At 70.5% G+C, this 9,083-nt stretch carries 5 protein-coding genes; 4 read left to right on the top strand and 1 reads right to left on the bottom strand.

Annotation, left to right across the window (positions count from 1 at the left end; all coding sequences use genetic code 11):
* Positions 1–1,014: trypsin-like peptidase domain-containing protein (locus I71_RS15640; RefSeq protein WP_159107390.1), on the bottom strand; the 1,014-nt coding region annotated here is incomplete at its 3' end.
* 186 nt (positions 1,015–1,200) lie between these two features.
* Here I71_RS15640 and I71_RS15635 point away from each other — a divergent pair.
* The 4 genes from I71_RS15635 to I71_RS15620 form a co-directional block, all read left to right on the top strand.
* Complete coding sequence (locus I71_RS15635) at positions 1,201–2,988, top strand: VWA domain-containing protein (RefSeq protein WP_042695772.1); 1,788 nt, start codon at positions 1,201–1,203, stop codon at positions 2,986–2,988.
* A gap of 4 nt (positions 2,989–2,992) precedes the next feature.
* On the top strand, positions 2,993–4,432 hold the full coding sequence (locus I71_RS15630) for an SrfA family protein (protein ID WP_211098392.1): 1,440 nt from the start codon (positions 2,993–2,995) through the stop codon (positions 4,430–4,432).
* A gap of 132 nt (positions 4,433–4,564) precedes the next feature.
* Complete coding sequence (locus I71_RS15625; protein WP_042695770.1) at positions 4,565–7,576, top strand: virulence factor SrfB; 3,012 nt, start codon at positions 4,565–4,567, stop codon at positions 7,574–7,576.
* 14 nt (positions 7,577–7,590) lie between these two features.
* Positions 7,591–9,083 (top strand): virulence factor SrfC family protein (locus I71_RS15620; RefSeq protein ID WP_042695774.1); only part of this gene is annotated, 1,493 nt, incomplete at its 3' end.

The raw sequence follows: 9,083 nt of genomic DNA, 5'->3' as shown, positions 1-9,083 counted from the left end.
GCTGATCCGGCCGGACTGCTCCTTGTCCACGGCGATGAAGGTGTTCATGCCGATCACGCGGCCGCAGGCGTCCACCAGCGGTCCACCGGAATTCCCCTGGAGAATCGAGGCGGTGTGAACGATGGCCGTGCCGCCGTTGGGAAGCTGCTGGATCGCCTGAACGGCGCCTTGGGTGACGTTCAGATCCGGCGCGGCGCGGGGATCGCCGCCGATCAGGCGGCGGAACCCTGAGTCGTTCAACACGGTCAGGCCGGGATAGCCGGCGGCGGTCACGGCGGACAGCTTCTCGAAGCTGGTGGTCACCGGCAGCACGCCGGCAGCGGTGCCGCCATCCAGCTGGACCAGTGCGAAATCGCTGGCGCCCACCGGGCCGTGCGACGATGCGCCGATCACCGTGCCCGAGCGGACCTGCCCCAGGCTGCGGCTGGCAATGAAGACATGGCCGTCCTTGGCGCTCTCCACCGCGTGACGGTTGGTCACCAGCCGGTTCTGATCGATGAAGAAGCCGGTCGCGATGCTGTTCTCCGCCACCACCAGCACGGTGGCGCGCTCCAGCAGGCCCAGCAGTTCGGGGGCCGGCAGCCTGCTGGCCGCGGCACCGCCGGGCGGTGAGGCCTTGGTCTCGGCCGGGGGAGACAGGGGGGCGGGCGTGCCCTCGCCGCCGGCCGGTCCCGTTACGGATCCGGTGATGGACCCCGGTGCCGCCCCCGGAACAGCCGGCGAGACAGCCGGCGGCTTCGGTGCGGTCGGATCGACGGGCCGCATGGTTCCCGGCGGACAGGCCAGGGGCATCGGCTCGCGACCCAGGCGGGCGATCTCCGCTTCCAGCGAGCGGTTGAGTTCTTCGAGCTGCCGGGTGCGCAGCACAACCTCCGGTGCCGGGGGTGCCTCTGCGACCACAGGCCGCGGCACAATCAGCTCCGCCGGTTTGCGCAGAAAGAGGTATATGCCTAGTCCAAGGATCAGGGCGAGCAGTATCAGCGTGGAGGCGATCCACAGCCGTCTACCAGGCATCCAGGGTTCTGCCTCCCGGCCGGCGACACTTCCCGACATCACCCCAATCCTCTGCGCCCATTGAAAATGCATACCAAACGTTGGGATTGATACGCAAGCAAAACGTTCGCTTGTGGCGGGCGGAATGCTTGCCTATAATCCGACGCCGACATCAACAGCCTCTAGCATAAGGCGTAGTCGGCAGCCATGGCGGAGACGCGGATCACCACGACAGCCCCGTCCGGCCTGCGCCGGCTGGGGTTGCATGGCCAGCTGGCCGTCTCCATGCACCGACAGCTTGCGACCATTCTCGGCAATCGACTCGGGCCGGCCCATGCCCGGTATCTTGCCCGTCCGGTGCTCACCCCCGATGGCGGCCCGATCGACTGGTACGCCCCCGTCCCTGGTCCCGTCCGCCCGCTGGCCGCGCTGCCGGCCGATCTTGCGAAGCAGATCGCCGCGCGCGCCGGGCAGATCGAATCCGACATCGCCCAGCTCGCCGCCAAGCTGAAGGCGGAAGGCCAGTCGGCCGAGCTGGTCGGCCGCATGCTGGAACTGGCCCTGGTCACGCCCGGCGGATCGTCGCGCGCCCACCTGTACGAGGCCGGCGGCGCGCCCGTGCTGGTCCTGTGGGCGCATGAGGCCGAAGGGGCGGCAGGCTTCGCCGACGGGACCGCACCGCCGGCCCGGTCCGCCTCGGAACCGGCCGCTGTGGCGGCGGCCGCGGCGCCGAACCGCGCCCAAGGCGCACCTCCGCCCGCGGATCGCTCCCCGTCATCCGCCGAGCGGCCGACGCCCACGGAGGCGGATGCGGCGCAGCAGGCTTTGCCGCGCGCCGAAGCCGGGGCGCTCGGCGCCGTCGGCGGCCCCACGCCGAGGCGGGGTTTGCTCGGCTGGCTGATGTGGCTGCTGCCGGTCCTTCTCACCCTGCTGCTGATCGTCCTGCTGCTGCGCGCCTGCGAACCGCTGCCGCCGGTGGTCGTCGAGGTCCCCGGACCGGTGCAACAGAAGGCTGACAACGGCGACGCGCTGGCCCGGCTGGAGAGCGAGGAGCAGACGCTGCGCGCCAAGCTGGCGGAGCTGAACCGCACCCGCATGGCCGATCTGGCCCTGTGCCGCCCGGTTCCCCCGCCCGAGCCGGTCATTCCGCCCGTTGTTCCGCCCAAGGCGGAGGTGGTCCCGCCACCCCCGGCTTTGCCCGAGCCTCCGCGCATCGAGGCCAAGCCGCCAGAGCCCAAGCTGGCCGAACCCAAGCTGGCCGAACCCAAGCTGGCCGAGCCGAAGCTTGAGCCGAAGCCAATCGAACCGAAACCCGCGCCGAAGCCGGCCGAGACGGCGCCGCCGAAGCCGAAGGCCCAGGCCGCCCTCCCTCCGCCTGCCCCGCCGACGGAGGCGAAGCCGAAGAGCTGCAACCCGACCTACCCCCCCGGCGAGGAGCCGGAGGTGGTGATGATCGTCGACGGGTCGGGTAGCATGGACGAGCGGTATCTCGGTCCGCAGTCGCGCATGGATCTGGCCCGGCGCTCCATCGAGCACATCGTCAAGGGCCTGCCGAAGCCGGTGGACGTGGCTCTGGTGGAGTTCACCACCTGCACCGACGTGCGGCGCGACAAGTTCTACAGCGCACCGGAACGCGGCGACCTGATCGCCGAGGTCAACCGCCTGAGGCCGACCGGCGGCACGCCGCTCGCCCGCAGCCTGGAGCGCGCCGGCAACATCATCTCCGGCGACGCCGACGGGACCATTGTGGTGGTCAGCGACGGCGACGACACCTGCCATGGGGATCCCTGCGCCGTCGCCCGCGCCATCAAGGCACGCAAGCCGCGCGTCACCATCAATGTGGTCGATCTGTCCGGCGAGTCCGGGCGCGCGGTGGTGCAGTGCATCGCCAAAGCCACCGGCGGCAAGGTCCTGTCGCCCAATTCCGGCGCCGACATGCTGCAGAAGATGCAGCAGGCCACGCGCCAGCCCGATGTCCGCCAGTGCGGACCCTGAGGTGATGCCAACCGCCATGCGCCCCGGAGCCCTCCTCGTCACCGACACGGTCGACCGTTACCAGCCGCTCGGCGCCTTCGGACAGCCGGTCTACCTCAGCTATGTGCAGCTCAAGGCGGCCGTGCGCCAGAAGCTCGGGGTGCGCTGCGCCAATTACTTCTCGCGGCCCGACCGCGATCCGCAGGGCCGCGCCATCCGCTGGCTGTCCGACGTGCCCGGCACCGCGGTCCGCTGGCGCGACCTGCCGCACGACCGGCAGGTCGCGGTCGCCATGGACCTGTACGAGATGCGCAGCGCCTTCCAGAAATATCTGGGCGACCTGCGCGGGCAGCCCGGCGCCCCTCGGGAGGCGGCGGCCTTCGCCAGCCTGCTGGAAAACGCCCTGCTGGTGCCCGACGACGAGCATCTGTATCTGGTCGACGACCAGCCGATGGTCAGCTTCTGGGGCTTCCGCCACGGCGAAGGCGCCGGCTTCGATGCGCTGACCGTCGGCCCGGCGGCGCCCGCCCCCGCTCCGGCCACCCCGGCAGCCCCGGCGGCCGTTGCGACGGCGGCCACCGTCCCGGCGGCGGCCCTGCCGGGGATCGCGTGGTGGAAGTGGCTGCTCGGCCTGCTGGCGCTGCTGCTTCTGCTCGGCGCCCTGCTGTTCGCGCTGCGTGGCTGGTGGCCCTTCGGGCTGTCGCTGCCGGGCCTGTCGCTGCCGGGGATCGAAAGTCCCGTTGCTCCGGGGACCGGACCGGGGGTGACGCTGCCGGATGCGCGGCGTCCCGACGCGGCGGTGGAGGTCCCCACCCCCAACCCCGGCCCCGGCACCGCCGTGCCCGCGCTGCCGGCCCCAGCGGTTCCGACGCCAGCAGTTCCGGCGGTCCCCGACCGCGTGCCGACCCCGGCGCCGGTCCCGCCGGTCCCGTCGGCGGAGCCGCCCGCAACCCAGTTGCCTCCCCCGGTCCCGCCGCCCGCCAAGCTGGAGCCCAAGCAGGAACCGAAGCCGGAAGCCAAGCAGGAGCCAAAGCCGGTTCCGGTGCCGGACTCGGCCCTGCGTCCGCCGGTCCCCGGCGCCGAACCGCCGACCCTGTCCATTCCACCCGATGCCGACCGGTCCGGCAGCGTCGCCTTCCTGGAAGGCTGGTGGCGCAGCCGCAACGGCCTGGTGAACAAGCAGGACAAGGCGCCGCTCCAGCAGCTTTACCGCTTCGACGACAAGGGCAAGGGCGAGGTGGTGCTCCGCCGCGCCGACGGCAGCGAATGCCGTGCCCCGGCGCAGGCGGTGCTCGGCCCCAACGGGCTGGACGTGACCGAGCTGAGCGATCCGGTCTGCGCGGACGGCACCAAGTTCGGCCGGTCGCGCACCAGCTGCCACCGCGACAAGAGCGGACTGACGCAGTGCTTCGGCATCAACGACGACAACAGCACCTACAGAATCCCGGTGGAGCGATTGCCATGACGGACCGTCGCACAGGCACCGCGACGGACCGTCGCGCGGACACCGCAAGGCTTGAGTTCTCTTTCTGGACACCATGATTACCCGCCTGATCGTCCCGCAAATGGCTGAAGGCCGGGCTCCCGAGGATCGAGCATGCCGCTGAACGAGTTGACCAAGTTTCCGAATCTCGTCTCCGTGATCCCGGGGAGCGGACTCCAGTTCCTGGATTTCGGCTTCTCGCTGCCGAAGGATGCCCCGGTGCCGCGCGACTGGGGATTCCATGAGGAGCGCACGGCGGCCCTCAACGACGAGTCGATGCCGGTGCTGGTCCGCCGCGGCGACGAGGAGACGAACCGGCAGGAGCGTTACTCGGTCAACCTGCAGCAGGTCATCCAGATGTGCGACCGCACCTGGATGCCGATCCCGCTGTTCCGCGAGGAGCTGGGCGGCGGCTATTTCCGCGGCCCGACCAACTGGGCGCGCGGCTATCTGGTGGCGCTGGACGAACCGGACGCCGACGGCAACGCCTACCGCTTCGTGCTGGCGCTCGACACCAATCTGCTGGACTTCTACGAGGACGAGGCCTACCTCGCCCCCTCGCCCGAGGACGCCCGCAACGGCCGGAACTTCTCGCTGCCGTCGCGCCGCGACCCGCTGGACTGGTTCCTGCGCGAGCCGTGGTTCAAGGACTGGTGCCTGGAAGTCTTCAAGGAGATGGTCGAGCGCGAGGAGCGCCGCCGCGCCGGTACCCGCCATGTCCAGCCGCTGACCTCGGAAGAGCTGCTGGAGCGGATGGAAGGCCCGCACGAGCACATCGCCCGCTACAGGGCCTTCATCGACCTGCTGCACGCGCTGGACCTGCTGCCGAAGCTGAAGGTGGTCGACCGCTCCACCGAGCCGCGCCCGGCGCCGGTGGACGTCGACATGGTGATCGACCTCGGCAACTCGCGCACCTGCGGCCTGCTGATCGAGACCGAACTGGACCAGCTCGGCGCCGACATCACCAAGGCGGTGAAGCTCCAGCTGCGCGACCTCAGCCGGCCCGAATATGTCTACAGCGACCCGTTCGAGAGCCGGCTGGAGTTCGCCCGCGCCAGCTTCGGACGCGACCACCTGTCGCTGCGCAGCGGCCGCGCCGACGCCTTCTCCTGGCCGACCGTGGTCCGCGTCGGGCCGGAGGCGACGCGGCTCGCCAGCCAGCGCCGCGGCAGCGAGGGATCGACCGGCCTGTCCGGGCCGAAGCGCTATCTGTGGGACGAGGACCCGCGCGAGGACAGCTGGCGCTTCAACTCCACCGCCGTCCACGGCGAACAGGCGCCGGTCGCCACCGGTGTCGCCTTCACCACGCTGATCAACGATTACGGCGAGGCGATCCACGGCATCGACGCCGCGGCGGAGGGCGCCGACATGCGCCTGCTGCCCTCGATCCGGGCGCTCTATTCGCGGCGCAGCCTGATGTCGTTCGTGCTGGCCGAGGTGTTCCTGCAGGCGCTCTGCATGATGAATTCGCCGTCGCACCGGCTGCGTCGGCGCAACGCCGACCTGCCGCGCCGGCTGCGCCGCATCATCATGACCATGCCGACCGCCATGCCGCTCGCCGAACGGCAGATCCTGCAGCAGCAGGCCGAGGCGGCGCGCGACCTCGCCTATCTGTCGCTGGGGCTGGCCGACATCGACTTCGACGAGGCCGGCCAGTCGAAGCCGGTGCCCAAGCCCGACATGCGCCTGCCCGACGTCATCCTGAAATGGGACGAGGCCAGCGCCACCCAGGCCGTCTATCTCTATGGGCAGGTGGCGCTGCAATATTCCGGCGACGCCCGCGCCTTCTTCGACGTGATGCGCCACCCCTCCAACGGCGCCGATCCCCAGACGAAGGACAGCCTGCGCGTTGCGACGCTGGATGTCGGCGGCGGCACCACCGATCTGGTCATCACCAGCTTCCGCGCCGAGGGCCAGGGCGCCAACGTCACCCTGTTCCCCAAGCAGGAATTCCGCGAAGGCTTCAACCTGGCCGGCGACGACGCGGTGTTCCAGGTGGTGCGCGAGCTGGTGCTGCGGCCGATCCGCCAGGCGCTGGCCGATGCCGGGCTGGGCGAGCGGGCCGAAGGCCTGCTGGACCGGCTGCTCGGCGCCGACCATGGCGAGATGCATGTCTCCGACCAGCTGCGCCGCCAGCAGTTCGCCGCCCAGATCGCGATGCCCATCGCGCTCGGCATGCTGGCGCATTACGAGAACCACGACCCGGCGGCGCCGAAGGAGGCGGAGCCGCGCAGCTTCGCCAGCTTCTTCACCGCCGACACCCGGCCGAACGAGGCGGTGATCGCCTATCTGAACCAGGAAGCGGCCCGGCAGGGGGCGCGCGGCTTCGACCTGCAGCAGGTGGTCTTCCCGCTGGACGATGCCGAGACCGACCGCGTCGTCCGCTCGGTGTTCCAGGAGATGCTGCGGGCGCTCAACGAGGTGGTGTGGCGCTACCGCGCCGACGTGCTGCTGCTGGCCGGACGCCCGTCGCGGCTGCCGGCGGTGCGCAACATCCTGATCGAGACCGGCGCTCTGCCGCCGCACCGCGTGGTGCCGCTGCACCGCTTCCGCGTCGGCCAGTGGTACCCGTTCCGCGGCCAGAACGCGACCATCGGCGACCCGAAGACCACGGCGTCGGTCGGCGCCATGATCTGCCTGCTGGGCGAAGGGCAGCTGCAGAACTTCAACTTCCGCTCCGACGAGCTGAAGCTGGGCTCGACCGCCCAGTTCTTCGGCAAGCTGGACCGCAGCAACCGCCTGCTGGAGGCCGACGTCTATTACCGCGACATGCGGCTGGGCGCCGAGGATTACGACCTGCCCGACACCGCCTTCGAGTTCCGCGGCCCGATGCCGCTGGGCTTCCGGCAATTCCCGGTGGACTGGTGGCCGGCGACGCGGATGTACAGCCTGGACTATGCCAACAACGAGATCGCGGCCGAGCTGAATTCCCGAACCCCGCTGAACATCACGCTGCGCCGCCGGGCGCGGGACGTGAAGAAGCAGGTGGTCGACAGCTTCGAGCCCTACACGATCATCGATGCGCTGGGCCGGACCGTGCCGAAGAACAAGCTGCGGCTGCGGCTGCAATCCATCGACGACCAGCAGGGCTACTGGCTGGACACCGGCATCCTCCTCGACAAGTGACGTGAGGCGACGACGTGAGTGAGTCTGCAATGGAACTGGTCGGCGCCGCGCGCCGCGTCGCCGAGGGAAGCGGGCGGGCCCGCCGCTGGATCGAGGAGGTGCGCCCGAGCGCGGTGAGCGTCGCCAACGAGGCGCACGGGCTGACGATGGCGACGCGCAAGTCGGAAAACCTGGCGCGCAAGCTGATCGGCGCCGCCGGACGGCGCAACTGCGTCGGCGTCTTCGGCCCCAGCCAGGCCGGCAAATCCTATCTGGTGTCGGCGCTGGCGCGCAGCCCGTCGGCGGGCCTGACCGCCGATTTCGGCAGCGAGCGCCGGGATTTCCTGACCGAGATCAACCCGCCCGGCGACCGGGAATCGACCGGCCTGGTCACCCGCTTCACCACCCATCGCGACAGCCCGGTGGATGCCGACCATCCGGTGGAGCTGCGGCTGCTGAGCGAGACGGATCTGGTCAAGATCCTCGCCAACAGCTTCCTGTCCGACTTCGACCCCAACAACATGACGGTCAAGCTGCCGGACGAGGCGGAAATCCGCCAGATCCTGGCGGCGGCGGAGGCCGAGGCGACCCTGCCCCCGGCGGCGCATCTCGACGAGATCGTGCTGTACGACCTCGGCGAATATTTCCAGCGCAACTTCGCGGCGCGCATCCGCGCGCTGGACAACACCGACTATTGGGAAGGGGTGATCCGCCACGCCGCCCGCCTGCCGCTGGCCCGGCGCGCCCGCCTGTTCGCCATGCTGTGGGGCAATCTCGACGCCTTCACCGACCTGTTCGTCATGCTGGCCGGCGCGCTCGACCGCCTGTCGCATGCGCCGGAGGCGCGGGCCGCCCTCGGCGCCCTGGTTCCGCGCGACAGCAGCATCATCGACGTGGAGGTGCTGAAGCGCGGCCTCGGCACGCCCGGGGACGCGCAGGATCTGGTCAGCGTGCGGCCGCTGCCGTCCGGCGGTGCCGCCGGGCCGGCGGTGGCGCTGCCGCGCGCCACGCTGACGGCGCTGGTGGCCGAGCTGAAGATCGTCATGGCCGACCGGCCCTGGAAATTCTTCGAGCACACCGACCTGCTCGACTTCCCCGGTGCCCGCTCGCGCCTCAAGCTGCCCTGCCTGCCGTCCGACGCCGAGGAGCGCACGGCCCAGGTGCGCGAGCTGCTGCTGCGCGGCAAGATCGCCTATCTGTTCCAGCGCTTCACCGAGGAACGCGAGTTGACGGCCATGCTGCTGTGCATGCCGCCGAGCACCGCCGAGGTGAAAGACCTCGCCCCGATGGTGCGCAGCTGGATCGACGTCACCCACGGGGCGACGCCGGAGGCCCGCGCCAGGGCGCGCACCGCCCTGTTCCTGGTGCTCACCAAGTTCGACCTGGAATTCCTGGAGAAGGGCGGCGAGACCGCCGACTCCCGCCGCGGCAAGTGGGACCGCCGCCTCGGCGCCTCCTTCCTGGAGCTGTACGGCAAGGACGGCTGGCCGGAGAACTGGGAACGGCAGCCCTTCGCCAAACGCTGTTC

The sequence above is a fragment of the Azospirillum sp. B506 genome, assembly GCF_000333595.1.
In the GTDB taxonomy this organism is placed as follows: Bacteria; Pseudomonadota; Alphaproteobacteria; order Azospirillales; family Azospirillaceae; genus Azospirillum.
The sequence above is the reverse complement of the archived record's forward strand: the minus strand, read 5'-3'. Positions and strand labels throughout refer to the sequence as shown.